The organism is Paludibaculum fermentans, from assembly GCF_051172195.1.
GTDB classification, from domain to species: Bacteria; Acidobacteriota; Terriglobia; order Bryobacterales; family Bryobacteraceae; genus Paludibaculum; species Paludibaculum fermentans_A.
The window spans coordinates 3,943,770-3,964,750 of the sequence record NZ_JBPJAQ010000001.1; the positions used below are offsets into that span (position 1 = coordinate 3,943,770).

Sequence of the window (20,981 nt, forward strand, 5' to 3'; positions counted from 1 at the left end):
AATGGAGAGGATATACTGGGCGATCTAATGCTCAGTGTCTGGTTAACACTACTGCTGGCCGCTGTCCCGCAACAAATGCTGGACAGCGGCCGGCAGGCGTTTCAGGCCGGTGATCTGGCCCGCGCCGAACAACTCTTCCGCGAATACCTGAAGTCCAATCCGAATTCAGCCGAAGCCCTCTCCAACCTGGCCGCCGTTCACGCCCGCCGTGAACAGTTCACTGAGGCCGTTGCCCTCTATGAACAGGCCCTCAAGGCGAACCCCTCCCTCGTTCCCATCCACTTCAATATCGCTGTCTCCCTGGGACGGATCCAGCAATACGGCAAAGCCGCCAGCCACCTGCGTACCTTCCTTAAGTCCTACCCCCGCGAAGCCCGCGCCCACCAGCTTCTCGGTCTCTGCCTCGTCGAGACCGGCGAACTGTCGGAAGCCCTCTCGGAACTCGAGATCTCCTATAAGGAGAACGACAAGGACCGCAGCATCCTGTATGCGCTCGCCTACGCGCAAAGCCGCGCCGGCAATGCCGATCGCGCCGCCGAACTCCTCGCCCGCTCTGAAGGCGACCCCACCCAGGCCAAGCTCATCGAAGGACTCATCGAATACCGCCGCGGCCGCTACGACGAAGCCCGCGTCCTCTTTGAGGCCGTCGTCGCCGCCAACCCCAATATGGCGCCAGCCCTCGCCGCCCTCGGCCGCCTGAACCTCCTCGCCCGCAAAGACGACGAGGCGATCTCGCTCTTTGAACGCGCACTCAAGCTCAATCCCTCCGACTCCGAATCCACTTACCAGTTGGGCGTCCTCTACGACCGCAATGGCCGCTCACCCGAGGGCGTCACCATGCTGAAGCGCGCCATCACCCTGCGCGCCAATTACCCGGATCCTCACTATCAACTGGGCCGCATCGCGCTGAACGCCAAAAACTACCCTGTTGCCGTGAAGGAACTGGAAGAAGCCCGCCGCATGCTACCAGACCAGGAGGCCATCCGCCTGCTCCTTGGCCGCACTTATCAGGCGCTCGGCCGCGCCGCGGAAGCGAAAAAGGAGTTCGACGAGGTCCGCCGCCTCAAGGCCGCCGTCATCGAGAAATCCCGCCAGCGCGTCGAGTCCGACTCGCTCATGCAGCAGGAACCCGCCCCTACCCCTCAAAAATGAGATTCCTGATCGCTGTCTTCCTTCTCTCAGCCCTCCCTCTGCTGCCCCAGGGCATGGCCTCCCGTGGCGTCAAACCTCAGCCGCGCCCCAAACTCTCCGGCAAACCCTGGCCGTCGTCTCTCGTGAACATTGCCTCGAAAGCGGGTCTGAACCACACCCAGGTCTATGGCGCCGAACGCGACGTCCAATACGTCTCCGAAACCTCCTCCGGCGGAGTGGCCTTCCTCGACTACGACAACGACGGCTTCCCCGACATCTTCTTCGTCGGCGGCACTCGTTTCGGAGCCCCTCCTCCCGAAGCCGGCAATCGCCTCTATCACAACAACCACGACGGAACGTTCACTGACGTGACAGCAAAGTCCGGCCTGGGGCGGGTCGGCTGGGGCCAAGGCGTCGCCGTCGCCGACTACGACAATGACGGCTACCTGGACCTGTTCGTCACCTATTGGGGCGAGAACGCGCTCTACCGCAACAACCACGACGGCACCTTCACCGACGTGGCCCGCAAGTCAGGCCTGATCCCTAATCCAGCGCCCGCCTATCCTTATTGGTACGCCGGAGCTACTTGGCTCGACTACGACCGCGATGGCCGCCTCGACCTCTTCATCGCAACCTATATAGACTTCGATCTGGCAAAGATCCCCAAGCCTGGCCAGAGCGCCTCCTGCAACTGGAAAGGCGTCATCACCCCGTGCGGCCCAAGAGGTCTCAAGACGGGCCGCCAGTTCCTCTACCACCAGAAACCAGACGGGACATTCGAAGACGTCAGTAAGTCATCCGGTGTGGGCAGTGCCCGCTCCTCGTTCGGCCTCACCGCTATTTCGGCCGATCTGGACGGCGACGGTTGGCCCGACATCTACCTCGCCTGCGACTCCACCCCCTCACTCTTCTTCCGCAATAACCATGACGGAACTTTCTCGGAAGAAGGCATCGAGCGCGGCATAGCCCTGAACGACGACGGCATGGAGCAGGCCGGCATGGGGCTCGCGATTGGAGACTTCAACTCCGATGGCATCCTCGACATCTTCAAAACGCACTTCGCCGACGATACCCACATCCTTTATGAAGGGCTCGGTAAAGGACAATTCCGCGACCTTACGCAATCGTCTGGAATCGCCGTCGAAACACGCTTCATCGCCTGGGGCGTCGGCCTGCCCGACCTCGACAACGACGGCCTGCCGGACCTCTTCCTGGTCACCGGCAACGTCTATCCAGACACTGAGCGCGACCTGCCCGCCTATCCCACCCGCATGCCGCCCTTGCTGTTCAGAAACCTGGGAGCCGGACGTTTCGAGCAGCTATTCTCCACCCAGGCCGGACCCGCGATGGACGAACTGCACTCCTCCCGCGGAGCCGCCTTCGGCGACTTCGACAATGACGGCGATCTGGATGTGGTCGTGTGGAATCGCAACGAAACCCCGGCGCTCTATCGCAACGACCTGAAATCCACCAATCACTGGTTGAAGGTGAAACTGGAAGGCACGGTCTCCAACCGCGCTGCGATAGGTGCGCAAGTCACTGTGGAATATGGTGATCGCAAACAGGTCCAGGCCGTCCTGTCACAAGCCAGCTTCACCTCGCACAACGACCTCCGCCTGCATTTCGGCCTGGGAGCATCGACACAGGCCGCCATCACGGTTCGTTGGCCCAACGGTCAAATCACGAAGCACGCCGCCAAAGAAGTCGACAAGTTGATCCAGATCAAGGAACCGGCCAACTAGGGGCGCGGCTTGTCGCCCACCACCAGCAGAGTTTCGAAAAACGGGGCCTGCTCCTCTTTGTGGACAACCGTCGATTCGATCCGCCCGAAGCCCGCCTTTTTGAGGAATCCCACCAATTCGACTTCAGCGAAGCCCAACCAAAGATCGGCGTACAGCTCCCGCGCCTCTTCGAAGTGGTGCTTTACCAGGTCGAGGACGGCAATGCGGCCCCCGGGGCGCAGAATCCGGAAGGCTTCCTTGACGGCACGGTCAGGATGCTGGGCGTGGTGGAGCGACTGGCTGAAGAAGGCGAGGTCGACCGAGGCGTCTTCGATCGGCAGCTTCTCCATATCGCCGCGCCGGTACTCCAGATTTCCGATGCGGTTTTTTGCGGCCAGGTCGGCGCCGAATTCGACCATTTTCTCGGAGTTGTCCACCGCAATCACGCGCTCGGCGCGCTGCGCCAGTAATTGCGAAAAAGTGCCCTCCCCGGCGCCCAGGTCGGCAATCACCATCGGCGGCATCAGTTTTAGTAGCGTCTCGGCGAGCCCCTTCCACGACCGCCCCGGTACATAGTGTTTGCCGAACTTCCCGGCCAGTTCATCGAAGTACGCCCGCATCCGGTCGCGCCGCTTGTTCAGCGTCAGGTTCAGCGCTTCCGTGTCGCGCTCTGCCTCGGCCACCTCAACCGCCCCATCCTGAAGGACTTCCAGCAATCGGCGGCCGCTGTCGGAACGCGGTTCCATCAACCGGTACATCACACTTTTGCCGATCCGCCGGTCCTCCACCAGCCCCGCCTGGCGCAGTTGAGAGAGCTGGCTGGAAATCGTACTCTGGCCGGTAGAAAGGATTTCCTGCAGTTCAGCTACAGTCAACTCCTCCTGTGCGAGTAGCAGAACCAGCCGGACCCGGCCCGGATCGGACAGCAATCGGAACGTATTCAGCATTGACGGCATAGTGCGATGTCACATATCATATCAACGTATCGCGATTTGACGATATGAAAATTCTAGGAGAGTCGATGAGCACTACCATTACCCCTGCCACGACCGACTACAAAGTCGCCGACATGTCCCTGGCCGACTGGGGCCGCAAAGAGATCACCATCGCCGAATCGGAGATGCCCGGCCTCATGTCCATCCGCCGCAAGTACGCGGCGCAGAAGCCCTTGGCCGGCGTGCGCGTGACCGGTTCGCTGCACATGACCATCCAGACGGCGGTCCTCATCGAGACCCTCGTCGACCTCGGCGCCAGTGTGCGCTGGGCCTCCTGCAACATCTTCTCCACGCAGGACCATGCCGCCGCCGCCATCGCCGCTGCCGGCGTGCCCGTATATGCCTGGAAAGGCGAGTCTTTGGAAGAGTACTGGGACTGCACGCTGAAGGCTGTGCTGCATCCCGGCGGCCTCGGCCCGCAGTTGGTGGTGGACGACGGTGGCGACGTAACCCTGCTGATCCACAAGGGTTACGAACTCGAGAACGGCTCCGATTGGGTGAACACCCCGTCCGGCAGCCATGAAGAGGACGTCATCAAGGATCTGCTCAAAAAGGTCAATGCTGAGAACCCCACCTGCTGGCGGGAACTGGTGAAGGAATGGAAGGGCGTTTCCGAAGAGACGACCACGGGCGTTCACCGGCTCTATAAGATGCAGCAGGAAGGCAAGTTGCTGGTTCCGGCCATCAACGTCAACGACTCGGTGACGAAGTCGAAGTTCGACAACCTCTATGGTTGCCGCGAGTCGCTTTCCGACGGCATCAAGCGAGCGACGGACGTCATGGTCGCCGGCAAAGTGGCCGTGGTTTGCGGTTACGGCGACGTCGGGAAGGGTTCCGCGCACTCCCTGCGCGGCTTCGGCGCCCGCGTGATCGTGACCGAAATCGACCCCATCAACGCCCTGCAGGCGGCGATGGAAGGTTACGAAGTGACCACCGTGGAAGACACGCTGGGCCGCGGCGACATCTATGTCACCACCACCGGCAACTGCGACATCATCACGCTGGAACACATGGCGAAGATGAAGGATCAGGCCATTGTTTGCAACATCGGCCACTTCGACAACGAGATCCAGATCGACCGCCTGAACAATGCCCCGGGCGTTGTGAAGCTCAACATCAAGCCGCAGGTGGATCAGTACACCTTCCCCGACGGCCACGCCATCTTCATGTTGGCGGAAGGCCGCCTGGTGAACTTGGGCTGCGCGACCGGCCACCCCAGCTTCGTGATGTCGAACAGCTTTTCGAATCAGACACTTGCCCAGCTCGACCTGTGGAAGAAGAAGGACGAGTATGCGGTTGGCGTCTACGTGCTGCCCAAGTACCTCGACGAGGAAGTGGCCCGCCTGCACCTGGAAAAGATCGGCGTGAAGCTGACGGTGCTCAGCGAGAAGCAGGCTGAGTATCTCGGCGTGCCGGTGGAAGGTCCCTACAAGGCCGACCACTACCGCTACTAAGCTCCGCTGGATCAGTGACAAAGGGCCGGCCTTCGGGCTGGCCCTTTGTCGTTCCACGAAGATTTTCTTCCATTGGATGATCGATCCAAAGATGGAAAAACGCTAATCTTCCCGGAGGCCACGCTATGTGCGCCTCCGGAGGAGAAAAGACTTGGCTTTGATTCGTGTGCCGGCGCCTCGGAGGGCGTCCGCTTCCCATCGTTTTGTTCCGGTGTTGGTACTGTTGGCGTGGACCGCGGCCCAAGCCAGTGCCAGCGTCATTCTGAACGCTCCAGATCCCTCGAACGCCTTCTACAACGGCTACACCTACGACTACGTGACGCCGTCGAACAATGTGCCCCTCGCCACCATGTTCTCGGCCCAACTGCCGGCGGTCGATGGTGTTGCCGGCCAGAAGTTCTGGGGCAGCGCCACCCTGGCGGACAACAACGGCTTTGGTCCGTATATCATTGCAAAGATGGCAGGAACCGCTAGCGGCACGCTGGATGCCGACACCTATTTCCGCGTCAACTGGTTGTTCGACTCCCCGCAATTGCCAGGCGTCTACTGGCAGGTTGTGGCAGGCATCCAGACCGACAATGGCTACTTCTATGGGGAATTCTCCAATCCCGCTTCGGTCAACGGCCATACCGCCAGTGGGTCTGGCTTGCTTACCTCAAACAGCAAGACTTTTGCTCCGGCCGGCACACAGGTGCAGGCCTGGGACATGACCTTCCTGATTGGCGAGTACGGTGTGCCCCCGATCAATGGCTCCATCTCGGTCACCATCCCCCAAAACTCGATCGATCTACTGGGAGCAGCGGTCAACGGCGGAAGCACGGCGCCGACGCCCGGCGGTTCCACCGTTCCGGAACCCGGGACCATCTTCTTGGCCGGAATCGGGCTGGTGGCTCTCGGCCTGGCGGGCCGCCGCTCTACCGGCCGAAGTGAGTAGTGAGGTAGTCCACGATCGCTTTGGCTTCCGCTTCCTTGGCCGTCGCGCCGCGGGCGATCATGCTGTCCACCATGGCCGTCCAGGCCGCACGGTTGCGCCTCAGGCCGAGCGCGGTCTCCAGGTTGTGGCAGGGGCCGCCACAGGTGCGCTGGACCAACGCCTTGCCGGGCGCATCCGGCAGGACGACAGGACCTTTGCGAGTGACTGACGTCCTCTCGACCTTTGAGTCGAGAATGGCCGGGGCGGCTGTCCTACCCAAGGCAAATGTCATTACGCTGTCAGCCGGCGTGCCGCCAAAGAAGCCGCCGCCTCCGCCGGCCATGATGGTCACATACTGTTTGCCGTCTTTCCCTAAGTAGGTAATGGGGATGGTATGCCCATTGGCGTCAAGCGGCTGCTCCCAAAGCTTGCGGCCGGTTTTGGCGTCGAAGGCCCGGAAGCGGCTGTCGTTGGTGGCGGCGATGAACACCAGGCCGCCGGCGGTGGCAATGCTGCCGCCCAGGTTGGGCGCACCGGTATTGTGGACGCCCAGCGCCTCCAACGCCGGAATCGTGCCCAGAGGCGAGCGCCAGGCGATGTCGCCGGTCCGGGTATCGACCGCAACCAGTTCCCCGAAGGGCGGATTGGTGCAGGGAATCCGCGTATCCCGATTCCAGAAGCGGGCATAGGCGCCGTACTCGGAGGTACGGATGTAGGTGACTGCTCCAGTGGCCGGGTCGGTCTTCTTCTCCATGTGACCCCACTGGCCCAGATTGTTCACGTTGATGTAGAGGTAGCCGAGGCCCGGATCAGCAGAGGCTCCGCCCCAGGAACCGCCGCCCAGGGTGCTGGGAAACATCAGGACGTTCTGATCCACTTCGAACGGGGTATAGAGCGGCACGGGCCGCAACTGATTGCGGTCGTACAGATCGCGGCAGAAGCCGGCGTGCTCCGGAGTGAGGTTGTAGATCTCGTCCCGGGTGAACTCCACGCGCGAGAGCGGGGGCGGCTTGAGCGGGAAGGGCTGTGTCGGAGAAGTCTTTTCGCCGGGGACGGAGGTCTGGGGCACCTTGCGTTCTTCCATGCCGTAGAGCGGCTTGCCGGTGACGCGATCGAAGGCGAAGAGCAGCCCCGTCTTCGTCACTTGGGCAACCGAGGGCACGATCCGGCCGCCGATATTGGCGTCAAACAGGATGGGCGGGGCGGCCGGATCGAAATCCCACAAATCGTGATGGATGAGTTGTTGGAACCACTTGAGCTTACCGGTGGCGGCATCCAGGGCGACCAGGCTATTGCCGTAGAGGCCGTCGCCGTGGCGGTCAGCCCCATAGAAATCAGACGTGGGGGAGCCCAGGGGGACATAGACGAGGCCGCGTCTGACATCCACGGTGAGGAAGCCCCAGGCGTTCGTGCCTGAGCGGTTTTGCCAACCACCGGCGGGCCAGGTTTCGGAGCCTGGCTCACCCGGCCGGGGCACGGTGTGGAAGCTCCATAGGAGTTTGCCGGTATTGGCGTCCCAGCCACGAATGTCGCCATAGGCGCCTTTCGAGGGGGAACCCTCGCCGTTGGCGCTGCCGGTGATGACGATGTCCCCAAAGACAGAAGGGGGCGACTGCAGCGAGATTTTTGCGTCCGGCAGATCACCCAGGACGCCCTGTCGCAGGTCGAGCAGACCCTCCGTGGCGAAGCCTGGAGCGGGCTTGCCGGTCGCGGCGTCGAGCGCCACCATGCCGCCTTTCACGCCGGCGAACACACGAGCACGTATTCCCTTGCTACCGGGCCAGTAGGCGAGGCCGCGGAGCGCCACCTGTGTGGCTTCGTAGTGCCAAAGCTGGCGGCCGGTTTCCGGCTCCAGGGCGAAAATACCGTTGGCCGCGGTGACGTACATGACGCCACCGGCCACGATGGGAATGCCTTCTGAACCTGGTTTGCCGGTGTGGAAAACCCAAGCCTTCTGCAGGCGATCGACGTTGTCGCGGTTGATATGTTTGAGGGGCGAGAACCGGGCAGCGCCGGGGTCGTGGCCATAGACCGGCCAATCGGTTTGGGCCAGGAGCGGCGAGACGCAGGCGCCGAGCAGCACGAGAATTCGGGAATTCATCGGGAGAAGTCCAGTATATGCAGCCGGCGCGGCCGGGGTGCGAATTCTCTCCAGATCGTGCGACGCTGTATGGATTGTGTGCCGCAGCATCAAAGTATTGAGAAACCAGGAACCCCCGGCGACCCCGGCCGAGGTGGACGCCGCCGCGCTGCAGTTTGTGCGAAAGATCAGCGGCTTCCAGAAGCCGTCGAAGGTGAACCAGGAGGCGTTTGAGCGGGCGGTGCGGGAGATCAGCGCCTCGAGTGCGCGGCTGCTGCAGTTCATCGCGGAGAACGCGCCAGCGCGCCGGGTGGTATCGAAAGTCGAGGCGGAATGAACACGAGAAGAGTGTTGGTTTGCCTCCTGCTCAGCGCGAGCGCCTGGGCACAATTGCGCGTCGGCACCTTCAAATCCGATGTCACTCCGCCCCTGGGGCAGCCGTTGATCTGGGTGATGCCGGCCTCGAAGATTGAGGATCCGCTGCTCGCCAAGGGGATCGTCCTGGAGGATCGCGGGCAGAGGTATGTGCTGTGCGCGGTGGACTGGTGCGGGCTATCGAACCGGTCGTACCGGCTGCTGCGCGACAAGGTGGCCCAGGCGGCCGGGACCACTGCCGAGCGAGTGGCACTGCAGACACTGCATCAGCACACCGCTCCCTACGTCGATGGCGACGCGTACGCGCTGTTGGAGCAGATGGGCCGCCCGGTGGTCCGTTTCGAGGAAGCCGCGCTGGTCCGGATCGCTGACCGGTTGGCCGATGCGGTGAAGGCGGCCACCGGGGCGCTGAAGCCATTCGACCAGGTGGGCACGAGCGAGGCGGAGGTGGAGCGGGTGGCATCCGCCCGCAGGCTGCCGGCCCCGGGTGGCAAGGTCGTGATCCGGTTCAGCACCGACGGCAAGAAGCCGGAAATGGCGGCCGCACCGGAAGGGCCGGTCGACCGGACCGTCCGAACCGTGACGTTGGGGCAGGGTCAGAAGCCGCTGGTGCGGCTACACTACTACGCGACGCATCCGCAAACCTGGTGCTGCGATGGGCGTGTTTCCGCCGATTTTGTGGGTGCGGCGCGCGAGCAATTGGAACGGGAAGAGGGCGTCTTCCAGGTGTACTTCACCGGAGCCGCCGGAGATGTGACGGTGGGGAAGTATAACGACAGCAGCGTGGGCAAGCGGACGGAGCTGACGGCGAGGATGCTGGCCGGGTTGAAGAAGTCGGATGCTTCGATCCAGTGGTCCGCCGTCACTGAGCTGAACTGGAAATCGTTGCCGCTAGTACTGCCGAAGAAGCTGGCTTCCCAGGCAGAGGTGGACGCGCGATTGGCGGAAGCCAAGGCTACCGCCGATGACGCCGCGCGCTACCGGTTGACGATCGCGGCAGCGTTCGGGCTGCGGACGGAGCCGCTGTCGGCGAGTCTGCTCAGCCTTGGGCCGGTGCGCATTGTGCACCTGCCAGGGGAACCGATGCTCGAGTTCCAGCGGTTCGCCCAGATCGCCGCGCCGGGGCAGTTTGTCGCGATGGCGGGGTATGGGGATATTGCGCCCGGGTACCTGTGTACGGACCGCGCCTATGAGCAAGGCGGGTATGAGCCGGGCGCGTCGAATACGACAAAAGGCGCCGAGAGCATCATCAAGCAGACCCTGCGAGCGCTGCTGGGTTCGCGATCCCGAGGCGTTCCTGGCCGCTGAGACTGCAGCCGCGGCGGGCCAGCGACCGCTACTTTGTTTACAATCCGGACCAAACACGGCGACCGCCGGCAGGTCTAATGTCCATGCTGGGCGACCTGCGTCACTCTCTCCGTACCCTTCTGCGCAACCCGCGCTTCACCTTCCTGGCCGTGGCAGTCCTCGCCGTCGGCATTGGAGCGACCTCGGCCATGTTCTCCGTGGTCTATTCCGTCCTGTGGCGCCCGCTGCCTTACCAGGATCCCAGCCGGTTGATGGTGCTGCTGGGCGCCGCCCAGGGGCGAGGCGACCGGATGCCCGTCCCGCCCGGCGATTTCAACGCCTTCCGTACCCGCGCGCAGTCGTTCGCGAATCTCGCCGCGGCCGAACTCTGGTCGCCCACCCTCACCGGAGTCGACCAGGCGGAAGAGCTTCACGGCCTGCACACCTCGGCCTCCCTCTTTGACGTCCTCGGAGTTCGCCCGGTCCTTGGCCGCACCTTCGCCCCGGAGGATGATCGCCCTGGAGCGCCCAAGGTGGTGGTCCTGAGCCATCAGCTCTGGCAGCGCCGTTTTGGAGCTGACCCCGGCATCCTGGGCCGCACCATCCGACTCAGCAACGAGCCGCACACAGTGATCGGCGTCATGGCCAAAGGGTTCTACTTTCCGCCATTCTGGGCCAACAAAGCGGAGCTCTACGCCGCTCCAGCGTACGGGCCGGACCGCGCCGATTCGCACACCTTCTCCACTCTGCGTGTCTTTGCCCGCCTGAAGCCCGGAGTCTCGCTGGAGCAGGCGCGATCGGAAGCCGCCCGCATTGCGGCCAGCCTGGCGGAGGAGTTTCCGCGTTCGAACCAGGGGCGCTCGGCAGCGCTCACACCGCTCAGTGAGATCTCCACCGGCAAGGTTCGCGTCCTGCTGGTGGTGATGTTTGCCGCTGTCGCCGCCACCCTGCTGATCGCCTGCGCGAATCTCGCGAACCTGCTGCTGGCCCGTGCCGCCGGGCGAGCCCGGGAGATCGCGGTCCGCCAATCCCTGGGCGCGCAACGAGGCCACCTCATCCGGCAGTTCCTCTCCGAAAGCCTGCTGCTGGCTTGCGCCGGTGGAGTCCTCGGCCTGCTGCTCGCCATTTGGGCGGTGCCCGCGCTGCTCGCCCACCTGCCGGAGTCTGGAGTCTTTCAACTACCGCGCAGCCAGGAGGTGGGCGTCGGCTTTGCGGTCGTCCTCTTCAACTTCGCGGTCTGCCTGCTGACGGGGCTCCTTTTCGGCATCGCACCCGCGCTCAGTGCCTCGCGCTGCGATATTCAACTCGCCCTAAAAGACGGCTCACGCGGGACCACTTCCGGCGGTTCGGCCCGCCGTTTCCGCAACGCGATGATTTCCGCCGAGGTGGCGCTGGCGCTGGTGCTGCTGGTGGGCGCCGGGCTGCTGCTGCGCACCTTCCAGAACCTGCGGTCGCTGGACCCGGGCTTCCAACCGGCGAACGTCCTGGCCGTCAATCTTTCGCTTTCCAGCTCCGGCCACGCGAAAGCCGAGCTGCGCAGCGTCTTTTACCAGCAACTGCTGGAACGCTTCCGTGCGCTGCCGGGCGTCAAATCCGCCAGTGCCGTGAACCACGTGCCCCTCATCGGCGACACCTGGGGTAGCGACATTACGCCCGAGGGCAAGCCCGCCGCCGCGCCCGGCCAGACCGCCACCGCCGTCTACCGCGTCGCCCTGCCCGAATACTTTTCCACCCTGGGCATCCGTTTCGACGCGGGCCGCGACTTCGCCATGTCCGACTCCGAACACGCCCCCGCCGTCGCGGTCGTCAACCGCACCATGGCCCGCCGCCTCTGGCCCGGAGAAAACGCGCTGGGCAAGCGCTTCAAGGCGGGAGACGCCCAGTCCGACGCTTCCTGGATGACGGTGGTCGGCATCATTCGAGACACGACGCAGAACGAGTGGGGCGCTGCCGCCGACAACGAATTCTATGTCCCCTTCCTGCAGGATGCCGGCTATCAGCATGGCGCCGGTGGCTTCCGGACCATGACCCTCGCCCTCCGCTACAGCGGCGACCGCGCCGCCCTGGCCGCGCTCATCCCTGCGCAGGTGTGGAGCCTCGATCGAGACGTCGCCATCCCCAGCATCGTGGCGCTGGACGACGCGGTGGCGGACTCGGTCTGGGCCCAACGGGCCGCGATGTCGCTGCTAGTAGTGTTTGCCGCCGTCTCAGTATTGATGGCCGCGCTGGGCATCTACGCGGTCCTGTCGTTCCTGGTGCGGGGCCGCACGCAGGAGCTCGGCATCCGCATGGCGCTGGGCGCACAACCGCTGCAGGTGGTTCGGCTGATCCTGGCGCAGGCGCTGCCTCCGGTGGCGGTGGGTGCGGCAGCCGGACTCGCCGCCGCGCTGATCCTGGCACGGCTCATCGGCAGCCTACTGTATGGGGTGCAGGCGACCGATCCGGTGGTGTTCTCCACGGTCACCGCCCTGATCGTCGTGGTCGCCCTGTCCGCCAGCCTGATCCCGGCGCGTCAGGCGTCGAAAGTGGATCCGCTCACCGCGCTGCGGGCCGACTGATCCCGGGCAGCCCTGAAAGAGGCCGCGATCGCCTGGGCGAGCGGCCTTCTGCCGACGCACATGTAAACAAATTTCAGCCCGCCGAACATTCGCGCCTACTCCCTCGTTCTACCAATGCATAGACACGACAAGGGAAGCGAATGTCCAAACCTGAACAGATCCAAGGCGAGTTTCTCCCCGGAACTCTCTCCATGCTCATTCTCCGCACGCTCGCCCGCGGACCCCTCCACGGGTATGCGATCGCCAAGCGCATCAAGGACGCCTCCTCCGACGTGCTGGCGATTGAAGAAGGCTCGCTCTACCCTGCGCTGAACCGCCTGCTGGTGAAGGGCTGGCTGACAGCGGAATGGGGCCTCTCCGACAACAACCGCAAGGCCCGGTTCTACCGCCTCACCGAGGAAGGCCGGCGCCATATGGCGCAGGAAGCCCTGGACTTCGACCGCATGGTCGACGCCATCCGCCTCGTTCTCAAGACCGTCTAGAGGAGCCGCCCCATGAGCTGGACCAACGAACTCTCCAACCGCTTCCGCTATCTGCTGCGGCGCAACCGTTTCGACGCTGAACTGGAAGATGAGATCCGGTTCCATCTGGAAGCCCGTGCCGATGAGCTCGAAGCCGAAGGCATGACCCGCAAGAACGCCCTCCTCCAGGCTCGCCGCGAGTTCGGCTCGCAGGCCCGCATCCAGGAGGACTCACGGTCGTTCTGGCACTTCCAGTGGCTCGAAGACCTCCTGTCGGATCTCCGCTACGGAACCCGCACCCTTGTCCGCAACAAGACCTTCGCCCTGGCCGCCATCTTCTCCTTGGCCCTGGGCACCGGGGCCAATACCTCGGTCTTCAGCTTTACGATGGAGTTCCTCTTCAGCGACCCCTCGGTCACCGACGCCGACTCGCTGGTGGTGGGCCGCATCGCAGGCCGCAGCCACTCGCCGTATCGCGAATACAAGGTCGTTCGGGACGCCAACGTCTTCGCAGGTCTCGCCGGCCTGCGCGAATCCCAGGCCAACTGGCGCAATGGCGACGACACGCTCCGCATCCATGTCCTCCAGGTAACGGGCAACTACTATCAGGTCACCGGCACGCCGCTGCTGATGGGCCGGCCCATCCAGCCCGGCGACCGGGATACCGTGGTCATCAGCTACCCCTTCTGGCAGTCCCGACTCAACGGCCGCGCCGACGTCATCGGCCGCGCCCTCGTCCTCGACGGCCGGCCATTCACCATCACCGGCGTCCTGCCGCGCGTCCATCGCAGCCTGATCGGCTTCGGCTTCTCGCCGGATCTCAGCATGCCGGTACTCAACGAGGAAACGGACGTGCAGTTCATCGGTCGCGTCATGCCCGGCCTCTCCCGGGAACAGACGCTCGAGCGGTTGCGCCGCGCCGCCGAAGAGGTCGACCGCGTCTACCCCCGACGGGATGCCGAGCCCCGCGCCGTCACCGTTCGAATGTACGGAGTCCATGGGCTGGATCGCCTGACGGGCGAGAGGGGTGGGCCCATCATCGCCTTCTTCGCCCTGCTCATGGTGGTCGTGGGGCTCGTCCTGTTGGTCGCCTGCGCCAATGTGGCCAGCCTGGCGCTGGCCCGAGCCGCCAGCCGCCGGCAGGAACTATCGGTCCGGCTCGCCATCGGAGCCAGCCGCGGCCGAGTGATCCGCCAACTGCTGGCCGAGAGCCTGCTGCTCGCGGGCCTCGGCACCGCCGCCGGAGTCGGCATGAACCTGCTGCTGACGAATGCGGTGAGCGGAATGGCGTTGCCATTGCCTTTCCCCATCCGCATCTACTTCACGCCGGATTGGCACCTGCTGGCCTATTCGGTGCTGGTCGCGGTCGGTTGTGCCCTGGTCTCCGGAGTGATGCCCGCCCTGGCCGCGACCCGTTCCGACCTCCAATCCGGCCTGAAACAGGACGCCCGCCAGGCCTCCGGCGGGTTCTGGAATCCGCGCAGTCTCCTGGTCGCCGGACAGCTTGCCCTCACCGTGGTCCTGCTGGCCACCGGGTTGCTTTTCCTCCGCAATCTGAACCAGGCCACCAGCATGAGCCCTGGCTTCGACGTTGGCTCCACTATCTGGGCCAACATGCGCCTCGTGCCGGAACGCTATGCCCGCCCGGAGCTCCAGGCCAACACGGTCCAACGGGCCCTCGACGAGCTGCGGGCCCTTCCAGGAGTGGAAGCCGCGTCCATCACGCAGGTCGTGCCCCTCAACGACAGCTCCGATATGCGAGCGCCCATCATCACCGATACCAGCAGCAGCGAGCCTACTTTGCGGATGAACATGAACCGTGTGACACCCGACTATTTCCGCACCATGGGGATCCGCTTGCTCGATGGCCGTGACTTCACCATGGCCGACCGCCTGGGTGCCAACAAGGTCGTGGTGATCAACGAAGCGCTGGCCCGCAGCCTCTTCGGGAATGCCCGTGCCGTGGGCCACACTCTCGGCTGGCGCGAGCCGGGGGGCCACACAGTGAACCGCTTTCAGATTGTGGGTGTCGTCGCTGTCAGCAAGTACCGCAGCCTGGGCGAGGAAGACACGAATGCGCTCTACATGTCCTATTTCCAGACGGACGATCCGGGCTCGACTGTGGCCTTCCTCGTCCGCTCCTCACGTCGTCCGGAAGGGCTGCTCCGGCAGATCGACCGCACGCTGGGCAGCATTGACTCCTCTGCCGCGATCGAGGTGAAGCCCATGACCGATGCCCTGGGCCTGGCTTTCCTGCCCAGCCGCGCCGGGGCTGCGCTGTTAGGCACCATGGGCGCACTGGGCCTGTTGCTGGCCTCACTGGGCCTGTATGGAGTGCTGGTCTATACGGTGAATCGCCGTGTCCGCGAAATCGGCATCCGCATGGCGTTGGGCGCCAGCCCCAAACAGGTATTGCGGCTGGTCTTCGGCCAAAGCCTGCTCCTGGTCGCAGTCGGCTGCACGGTGGGCTTGGGCCTGGCCTTATTGGCAACACAACCGCTGACCATGTTCCTGGTGCCTGGGGTTCACCCCACCGATGTGTCGACCTACATCACGGTGGTCGGCATCCTACTGGCCGTGGCGGTGCTGGCCACCGCGGGTCCGGCGGTGCGAGCGGTGAGAGTGGATCCGACTAAGGCGCTGCGGTACGAATGACCGACGGGTAGCTCGGCGGCCGAACTGAGAAAGACGCTCCCATGGGGACGTTCATTCCTCCGTCCCTCCGTGGACGGAGGTGAACGTCCCCCTCCGCACCGCTGCCGCCAGCGGCTTCGCGAAGTCGCCGCGCCGGGCTACTCGCACTTTGTTCAGCCCCATCCACTGCGCCAGTGTGCTCAGTTCACTGGCCAGAGCTTCGGCGACCAAGACCGGCTCGACGCCCGGCTCAAGATACGAGCCCAGGACCGCGAGCTTTCCCGTTGCCCGCTCCGCCTTCAGGTCGACCCGGGCCACCAGCCGGTCGCCCAGCAGGAACGGCAGGACATAGCTGCCCCAGCGACGCTTCTCCTGCGGCACAAAGATCTCGAAACGGTATTCGAAGCCGAACAGCCGCTCTGTCCGCTGCCTCGTCCAGATCACCGGATCGAAAGGGCAGAGCAGGGCACTGGCCCGGACCTCTGTGGGCAACGGAGAGCCGGGATAAAAATACGCCGCATCGCGCCAGCCTTCCACTCGGACCTTCTCCAACAGGCCGGCCTCGACCAGTTCCAGCAGCCTCGGCTTCGCCTCCTGCATGGGCATCCGAAAGTAGTCCGCCAGGTCGCCCGCGGCCGCGACGCCATGCGCTTTCGCCGCCATCAGCAGCAGCCGGCGCTGCGCTTCCTCCACTTCCACACGGTGTTCGAGATGCTCGCCCGGGATCACGCGCTCGGCCAGATCGTAGACTCGGGTGAAGTTCGGCAGCCGGTTGGCGATCGAGACCTGCCCCCGCCCGAAGTGGGCCTCCAGCACGGCCCTGGGCACTGTGCCGAACCACGATTCAGCCAACTTGCGCGACCGGTTTTGCGGATCCGGCAGATCCGCCGGAGTCAGGGCACCGCGCGTCCGCAGGTGCTCCAACGCCTCCAGCGCGTACTCCGGATACTGGTCCAGGAAATCCTGGAAGCCGAACGGCCGCGCCCGGTGCTGCGCCCGCCGGTAAGCCAGCAGCGGCCACGACTCCATGGGAATGACGGACGCCTCGTGCGCCCAATGCTCGGTGAACTCCCGCCGCTGATAGACCAGTTCCTCGAAACACGCTCGCCGGTACGAGCCCAGCCGCGAGTAGAACACGAGGTAGTGCGCGGGCAGCAGGACGTTCACATAGTCGAGCTGCACCAGGCCCAGCCGCCGGATGATCTCGCGCACATGGCCGATATCCGGTTCCGCCGGCCGTGCGTCCGCGAACCCTTGCGCCGCCAACGCCAGGCGCCGCGCCTCGGCCAGCGAAAGGTCGGGAGCCATACGGAACGCTACGCCGGACGCGCCTTCAAACCAAGACCAGGGCCCGTAGGCAACACAAGCTTGCCCTTCTCGACCTTCACGCCGTCATAAGGGTCGTTCGAGATCAGCAGGAAGCCATCGAGGTCCGCATAGTCCACCAGGGGAGAGAGTTGGGCAGCCGCTGTGACGGCGACCGAAGAGCTCACCATGCAGCCCAGCATCACTTTCAGGTTCAGCGACCGCGCCAGTTGGATCATGCGCCAACCCTCCAGCAGGCCGCCGCACTTGTCGATCTTGATGTTCACGCCGTCGAAGTGCGGTGCCAGCCGGGGGATGTCCGCGGGGTGCAGGCACGCTTCGTCGGCGATGATGGGCATGTGGACCCGCTTGCGGATCCAGTTCATGTCTTCCAGGTTGGCCGCCGGCAGGGGCTGCTCGATGAACTCGACGCCCTGCTTCTCCAGCCAGTTGATCTTCTCCACCGCCTCTTCCTTGCTCTTGAAGCCCTCGTTGGCGTCGACGCGCAGGGGTTTCTTCGTTACGGCCCGGACAGAGGCGATCATCTCCTCGTCGTTGGCCAGCCCGACCTTCACTTTCAACACGGGAAAGGCGTCAGCCTCCAGGACCTTCTGCCGGACGACGTCGGCCTTGTCGATGCCGATGGAGAACGTGGTCACCGGAGCATCGTTGCGGTCGAGGCCGAAGTACCGCCAAACCGGAATGTTCAGCTTCTTGCCCACCCAGTCCAGCAGCGCGATGTCGAGCGCCGCCTTGCCGGCCCAGTTGCCCTCGATCTTCTGGAACGCGCCCTGCATGAACTTGGCGAACGCCCACGGATCGGCACTCTCCAGCCACGGCCGGATCGCCTCCAAGGCGGCTGTGCAGGTCTCGGCGCTCTCCTTGTAGCGGATGATGGGCGCGCCTTCGCCGATGCCCGTCACGCCGCCATTGGTGAACTCGACGTAGAACGTATCGCGATACTCGCTCGACGACATCACCGTGGTCCAGGTGTGCTTCAGCTTCAGCCGGCGCGTCTTGAGGACAAGGCCGCTCTTCTTGGTGGCCATCTTCGTGGGGACCGGAGCAGCCAGGGCGGCGCTGGTGCCGAGGAATGTTCTGCGCTTCATTGTTTCCACCTTCTGCAGGCAACCAGCAGCTTCGTCCAGGGCTGGTCGTCCAACTTGCTGATCTGAATCACCGGATGCGTGTTGGTGGTGGAGTGGATGAACTCGCCATGGCCCACATAGAAGCCGGTATGGTTGATCTTCTGCACCGACGGTCCGAAATAAACGAGATCGCCGGGCCGCAGGTCCTTGCGCTCGATCGTGGCGACCTTCTCCCACAGCGCCTGCGGTTTCGCATCGCGAGGCAGATCCACGCCGCCGCGCCGCACCAGCATCTGGACGAAGCCCGAACAATCGTAGCCCGCCGAGGAGCGGCCGCCCCACGTGTAGGGCCGGCCCAGGAATCGATGCGCGAGCTCGATGATCTCCGGGATCTCCAGGGTCTTGGGGGCTTCCACAACGTCGCCGTTCTGGATGGAGCCCGTACGGCCATCCGGCAGGCGGACCTGGATCCAGCGATCGCCGCGAGCGGTTTGATCGGCCACTACTTCCAACCTGGTTTCAAAGGGCAGGCTGATCAGCGGCCGGTGCTTCGTCACCGAAGGTTCGCGGTAGACATGGGCCAGCAGCGCCTGGACAGTGACTGAGCGGCCGGCCGGGTATGTTTCGCCGTCCTTCAAAAGACGGACACTGCCGCGCTCGATCCATCCGGCATAGTCGTCGCCGGGGGTGGTGATGCTGATCCAGCCCTCCTGTTCGGCGGTCACCTGGACCGTCATGCCATACAGCGCCTGCGACACGACATCGGCGTCCGCTGAGGGTTTGGAGTACATATCAAGGACCGGTTGGAGAACCACAGCCCGTGTTTCCGCCATGAGACAACCTGCAGTCAGCAAGAGGGATAGAAGCGTTCGAACCACCTGAACAGTATACTCCTTGGATGGCGTACACCAATAATGGGTGGTGCTTTCAAGTGCTACAAATACAATACCTTATTGGATAAGTGGAATTGCGTGTCATGCCTCCGAGGTGTATGATGGAGCCATGATTATTTCCATGCGCAAGAATGCCGCCCGGGCGGAGATCGATTCGGTCATCCAGCGCATTGAGGACTTCGGGTACAAGATCCACACGATCGAGGGTGAAGAGCGTGTCGTGATCGGTGCCATCGGAGTGGGCGACACCAGTGCCTGTCTTGAGGCGCTGGAGGCGATGAATTGCGTCGAGAAGGCAGTGCGCATCTCGGCGCCTTACAAGTTTGTTTCGCGGGAGTTCAAGCCGGGCCGGACCACCATCACGATTGGCGGCAATGTCCATGTGGGCAACTCCGAGTTTGTAGTAATGGCGGGCCCGTGTTCCGTGGAGAGCGAGAAGCAGATTCTGGAATCCGCGGAACTGGCGGCCAAAGGTGGAGCGAAGATCCTGCGTGGCGGCGCCTTCAAGCCGCGCACGTCGCCGTATGACTTCCAGGGCATGGAAGAGGCGGGTTTGAAGCTGCTGGCGAAGGCGCGCGAGCACACCGGCCTGGCGATCGTCACCGAGGTCATGTCGGACAACGATGTTTCGCTGGTGGCCTCCTATGCCGACGTAATGCAGGTGGGCGCCCGCAACATGCAGAACTTCGCGCTGCTCAAGGCTTTGGGCAAGTGCGGCAAGCCGGTGCTGTTGAAGCGTGGTTTGAGCTCGACCATTAAAGAACTACTGATGTCGGCGGAGTACATTGTGGCGCACGGCAACAACGACGTCATGCTGTGCGAACGCGGGATCCGTACGTTCGAGACCGCGACGCGCAACACCTGCGACATCGTCGCCTGTGCTGTTTTGAGGGAACTGACGCATCTGCCCGTGATCCTGGATCCGAGCCATGCCACCGGCAAGCGCAGCCTGGTGCCGGCTCTGTGCCGCGCGGGCGTGGCGATTGGCGCGGATGGCCTGATTGTGGAGATCCATCCGAATCCACAAAAGGCGATCAGCGACGGTGCGCAGTCGCTGGAACCGGCCCAGTGGCTGGACATGATGAAGAGCCTGCAACCGTATATCGAGCTGTGGAAGGCTGAGCGGATGTCTCCGGTGGCAGTCTAGCCGCGTGCCAGTGTAATCTGCAAGAAGTGCTGAAACTCACACCTGGGCGCTGGGCCTCGCTCGGCGCCTTTCTTGCGGTTGCCTGTCTGGCTGTCTGGTGGGTCCTCTGGCGGCCCGCAACTGCGACCGATCTGATTGGCCTTTTTCCGGATGGCGAAGCGCCTACCTTGTATCTCGATGTGGCGGGGCTCCGCTCATCGGGCGTGCTGGACTTGCTGGCGGGCAAGGCCGGGGCGGAAGAGCCTGAGTACCGCAAGTTCGTCGAAGCCAGCGGTTTCGACTACCGGCGCGACCTGGATGCGGTGGCGATGCGGGTACGCAGCACGGATACCTTGCTGATTCTGAAGGGCCGCTTTGATGCGGCACGCCTGGCGGCGTACGCCAAGTCGAACGGTGGACGCTGCACGCCGGATGTCTGTACCGTGCAGGGATCCTCCCCGGAGCGCCAGATCTCCTGGATCCCCATGAAACGGCAGATGTTGGGGCTGGCGGTGGCGCCCGATCCGCTGGCTGTGGCCCTGCTCAATTCCTCGCCGCGCAGGATTTCGCGGCCGTTGCCTGAGTCGCCGGTTTGGCTGGAAGTGCCCGGATCTCAACTGCATGGCGGTCCCGGCCTGCCGCCCGGGCTGAGTGCCCTGCTGTCGAGCCTGGATGGAGCCGACAGGGCGCTGCTGACTGCCGGCCTGGATGGAATCGGATTCGCGCTGGAGTTGAACGCGACCTGTCCGGAACCGGCCAAAGCGAAGGAAATTGCCGGGCGGCTGACGCAGATGACCGAGATGTTCCGGAAACTGCTGGCACGGGAGAACCAGAAACCCGATCCGGCCGACCTCAGCGGGCTGCTGGCTGGTGGAGAATTCGCGGCGGAGGGCCTGACGGTCAAAGGCAAGTGGCCGCTATCGAAGGTTCTGCTGACTTCGATGCTGGGCAAATAACGGG

At 63.9% G+C, this 20,981-nt stretch carries 16 protein-coding genes; 11 read left to right on the top strand and 5 right to left on the bottom strand.

Annotated features, from left to right (window positions below):
* Nucleotides 1-27 precede the first annotated feature (27 nt).
* Nucleotides 28-1,152, top strand: coding sequence for a tetratricopeptide repeat protein (locus ACR9Y2_RS16010; protein ID WP_435042406.1), 1,125 nt, complete (start codon nucleotides 28-30; stop codon nucleotides 1,150-1,152).
* Nucleotides 1,149-2,873, top strand: coding sequence for a CRTAC1 family protein (locus ACR9Y2_RS16015; RefSeq protein ID WP_435042407.1), 1,725 nt, complete (start codon nucleotides 1,149-1,151; stop codon nucleotides 2,871-2,873). Before ACR9Y2_RS16010 ends, ACR9Y2_RS16015 begins: the two co-directional genes overlap by 4 nt.
* Here ACR9Y2_RS16015 and ACR9Y2_RS16020 read toward each other — a convergent pair.
* On the bottom strand, nucleotides 2,870-3,808 hold the full coding sequence (locus tag ACR9Y2_RS16020; RefSeq protein WP_435042408.1) for an ArsR/SmtB family transcription factor: 939 nt from the start codon (nucleotides 3,806-3,808) through the stop codon (nucleotides 2,870-2,872). The two genes, ACR9Y2_RS16015 and ACR9Y2_RS16020, sit on opposite strands and share 4 nt — an antisense overlap.
* 65 nt (nucleotides 3,809-3,873) lie before the next feature.
* Here ACR9Y2_RS16020 and ahcY point away from each other — a divergent pair, with 65 nt between their 5' ends.
* Together ahcY and ACR9Y2_RS16030 are read left to right on the top strand one after the other, a co-directional pair.
* A complete protein-coding gene (gene ahcY, locus ACR9Y2_RS16025) occupies nucleotides 3,874-5,301 on the top strand; it encodes an adenosylhomocysteinase (RefSeq protein WP_435042409.1) in 1,428 nt (475 codons plus the stop codon).
* A 151-nt stretch (nucleotides 5,302-5,452) separates the two neighbouring features.
* Complete coding sequence (locus tag ACR9Y2_RS16030) at nucleotides 5,453-6,235, top strand: PEP-CTERM sorting domain-containing protein (protein ID WP_435042410.1); 783 nt, start codon at nucleotides 5,453-5,455, stop codon at nucleotides 6,233-6,235.
* Here ACR9Y2_RS16030 and ACR9Y2_RS16035 read toward each other — a convergent pair.
* Nucleotides 6,216-8,315 carry a pyrroloquinoline quinone-dependent dehydrogenase gene (locus ACR9Y2_RS16035; RefSeq protein WP_435042411.1) on the bottom strand — a complete coding sequence of 700 codons (2,100 nt, stop codon included), beginning with the start codon at nucleotides 8,313-8,315 and terminating at the stop codon, nucleotides 6,216-6,218. The two genes, ACR9Y2_RS16030 and ACR9Y2_RS16035, sit on opposite strands and share 20 nt — an antisense overlap.
* Nucleotides 8,316-8,412: 97 nt before the next feature.
* On the opposite strand from ACR9Y2_RS16035, the gene ACR9Y2_RS16040 reads away from it, so the two are divergent.
* From ACR9Y2_RS16040 to ACR9Y2_RS16060, 5 genes are all read left to right on the top strand, one after another.
* Nucleotides 8,413-8,631 (top strand): DUF2277 domain-containing protein, encoded by a 219-nt coding sequence (locus ACR9Y2_RS16040; RefSeq protein ID WP_435042412.1) that lies wholly within the window; start codon nucleotides 8,413-8,415, stop codon nucleotides 8,629-8,631.
* Nucleotides 8,628-9,977 (top strand): hypothetical protein, encoded by a 1,350-nt coding sequence (locus ACR9Y2_RS16045; protein WP_435042413.1) that lies wholly within the window; start codon nucleotides 8,628-8,630, stop codon nucleotides 9,975-9,977. Before ACR9Y2_RS16040 ends, ACR9Y2_RS16045 begins: the two co-directional genes overlap by 4 nt.
* A 77-nt stretch (nucleotides 9,978-10,054) precedes the next feature.
* Nucleotides 10,055-12,514, top strand: coding sequence for an ABC transporter permease (locus ACR9Y2_RS16050; protein ID WP_435042415.1), 2,460 nt, complete (start codon nucleotides 10,055-10,057; stop codon nucleotides 12,512-12,514).
* Nucleotides 12,515-12,654: 140 nt separating this feature from the next.
* Nucleotides 12,655-12,996 (top strand): PadR family transcriptional regulator, encoded by a 342-nt coding sequence (locus ACR9Y2_RS16055; RefSeq protein WP_435042416.1) that lies wholly within the window; start codon nucleotides 12,655-12,657, stop codon nucleotides 12,994-12,996.
* A gap of 12 nt (nucleotides 12,997-13,008) precedes the next feature.
* Entirely contained in the window at nucleotides 13,009-15,630 is a 2,622-nt protein-coding gene (locus ACR9Y2_RS16060; protein ID WP_435042417.1) for an ADOP family duplicated permease, read from the top strand.
* A gap of 51 nt (nucleotides 15,631-15,681) precedes the next feature.
* On the opposite strand, the gene ACR9Y2_RS16065 is transcribed toward ACR9Y2_RS16060, so the two are convergent.
* From ACR9Y2_RS16065 to ACR9Y2_RS16075, 3 genes are read right to left on the bottom strand one after another with little or no spacing between them, the layout of a single operon-like run.
* Nucleotides 15,682-16,917: a winged helix-turn-helix domain-containing protein gene (locus ACR9Y2_RS16065; RefSeq protein WP_435042419.1), complete on the bottom strand. Its 1,236-nt coding sequence runs from the start codon at nucleotides 16,915-16,917 to the stop codon at nucleotides 15,682-15,684.
* An 8-nt stretch (nucleotides 16,918-16,925) separates the two neighbouring features.
* Nucleotides 16,926-18,023 (bottom strand): dipeptide epimerase, encoded by a 1,098-nt coding sequence (locus tag ACR9Y2_RS16070; RefSeq protein ID WP_435042420.1) that lies wholly within the window; start codon nucleotides 18,021-18,023, stop codon nucleotides 16,926-16,928.
* Complete coding sequence (locus ACR9Y2_RS16075; protein ID WP_435042422.1) at nucleotides 18,020-18,835, bottom strand: NlpC/P60 family protein; 816 nt, start codon at nucleotides 18,833-18,835, stop codon at nucleotides 18,020-18,022. Before ACR9Y2_RS16075 ends, ACR9Y2_RS16070 begins: the two co-directional genes overlap by 4 nt.
* Before the next feature lie 169 nt (nucleotides 18,836-19,004).
* Here ACR9Y2_RS16075 and aroF point away from each other — a divergent pair, with 169 nt between their 5' ends.
* Nucleotides 19,005-20,042 carry a 3-deoxy-7-phosphoheptulonate synthase gene (gene aroF / locus ACR9Y2_RS16080; RefSeq protein WP_435042424.1) on the top strand — a complete coding sequence of 346 codons (1,038 nt, stop codon included), beginning with the start codon at nucleotides 19,005-19,007 and terminating at the stop codon, nucleotides 20,040-20,042.
* Nucleotides 20,043-20,068: 26 nt separating this feature from the next.
* A complete protein-coding gene (locus tag ACR9Y2_RS16085; RefSeq protein WP_435042425.1) occupies nucleotides 20,069-20,977 on the top strand; it encodes a hypothetical protein in 909 nt (302 codons plus the stop codon).
* The last annotated feature ends 4 nt before the right edge of the window (nucleotides 20,978-20,981 follow it).

What these genes read in the sequence shown, in the direction of transcription:
- ACR9Y2_RS16010 (WP_435042406.1), top strand. Translation starts at nt 28, where the DNA reads ATGCTCAGTGTCTGGTTAACACTACTGCTGGCCGCTGTCCCGCAACAA.
- ACR9Y2_RS16015 (WP_435042407.1), top strand. Translation starts at nt 1,149, where the DNA reads ATGAGATTCCTGATCGCTGTCTTCCTTCTCTCAGCCCTCCCTCTGCTG.
- ACR9Y2_RS16020 (WP_435042408.1), bottom strand. Translation starts at nt 3,808, where the DNA reads ATGCCGTCAATGCTGAATACGTTCCGATTGCTGTCCGATCCGGGCCGG.
- ahcY (WP_435042409.1), top strand. Translation starts at nt 3,874, where the DNA reads ATGAGCACTACCATTACCCCTGCCACGACCGACTACAAAGTCGCCGAC.
- ACR9Y2_RS16035 (WP_435042411.1), bottom strand. Translation starts at nt 8,315, where the DNA reads ATGAATTCCCGAATTCTCGTGCTGCTCGGCGCCTGCGTCTCGCCGCTC.
- ACR9Y2_RS16045 (WP_435042413.1), top strand. Translation starts at nt 8,628, where the DNA reads ATGAACACGAGAAGAGTGTTGGTTTGCCTCCTGCTCAGCGCGAGCGCC.
- ACR9Y2_RS16050 (WP_435042415.1), top strand. Translation starts at nt 10,055, where the DNA reads ATGTCCATGCTGGGCGACCTGCGTCACTCTCTCCGTACCCTTCTGCGC.
- ACR9Y2_RS16055 (WP_435042416.1), top strand. Translation starts at nt 12,655, where the DNA reads ATGTCCAAACCTGAACAGATCCAAGGCGAGTTTCTCCCCGGAACTCTC.
- ACR9Y2_RS16060 (WP_435042417.1), top strand. Translation starts at nt 13,009, where the DNA reads ATGAGCTGGACCAACGAACTCTCCAACCGCTTCCGCTATCTGCTGCGG.
- ACR9Y2_RS16065 (WP_435042419.1), bottom strand. Translation starts at nt 16,917, where the DNA reads ATGGCTCCCGACCTTTCGCTGGCCGAGGCGCGGCGCCTGGCGTTGGCG.
- ACR9Y2_RS16070 (WP_435042420.1), bottom strand. Translation starts at nt 18,023, where the DNA reads ATGAAGCGCAGAACATTCCTCGGCACCAGCGCCGCCCTGGCTGCTCCG.
- ACR9Y2_RS16075 (WP_435042422.1), bottom strand. Translation starts at nt 18,835, where the DNA reads ATGGCGGAAACACGGGCTGTGGTTCTCCAACCGGTCCTTGATATGTAC.
- aroF (WP_435042424.1), top strand. Translation starts at nt 19,005, where the DNA reads ATGATTATTTCCATGCGCAAGAATGCCGCCCGGGCGGAGATCGATTCG.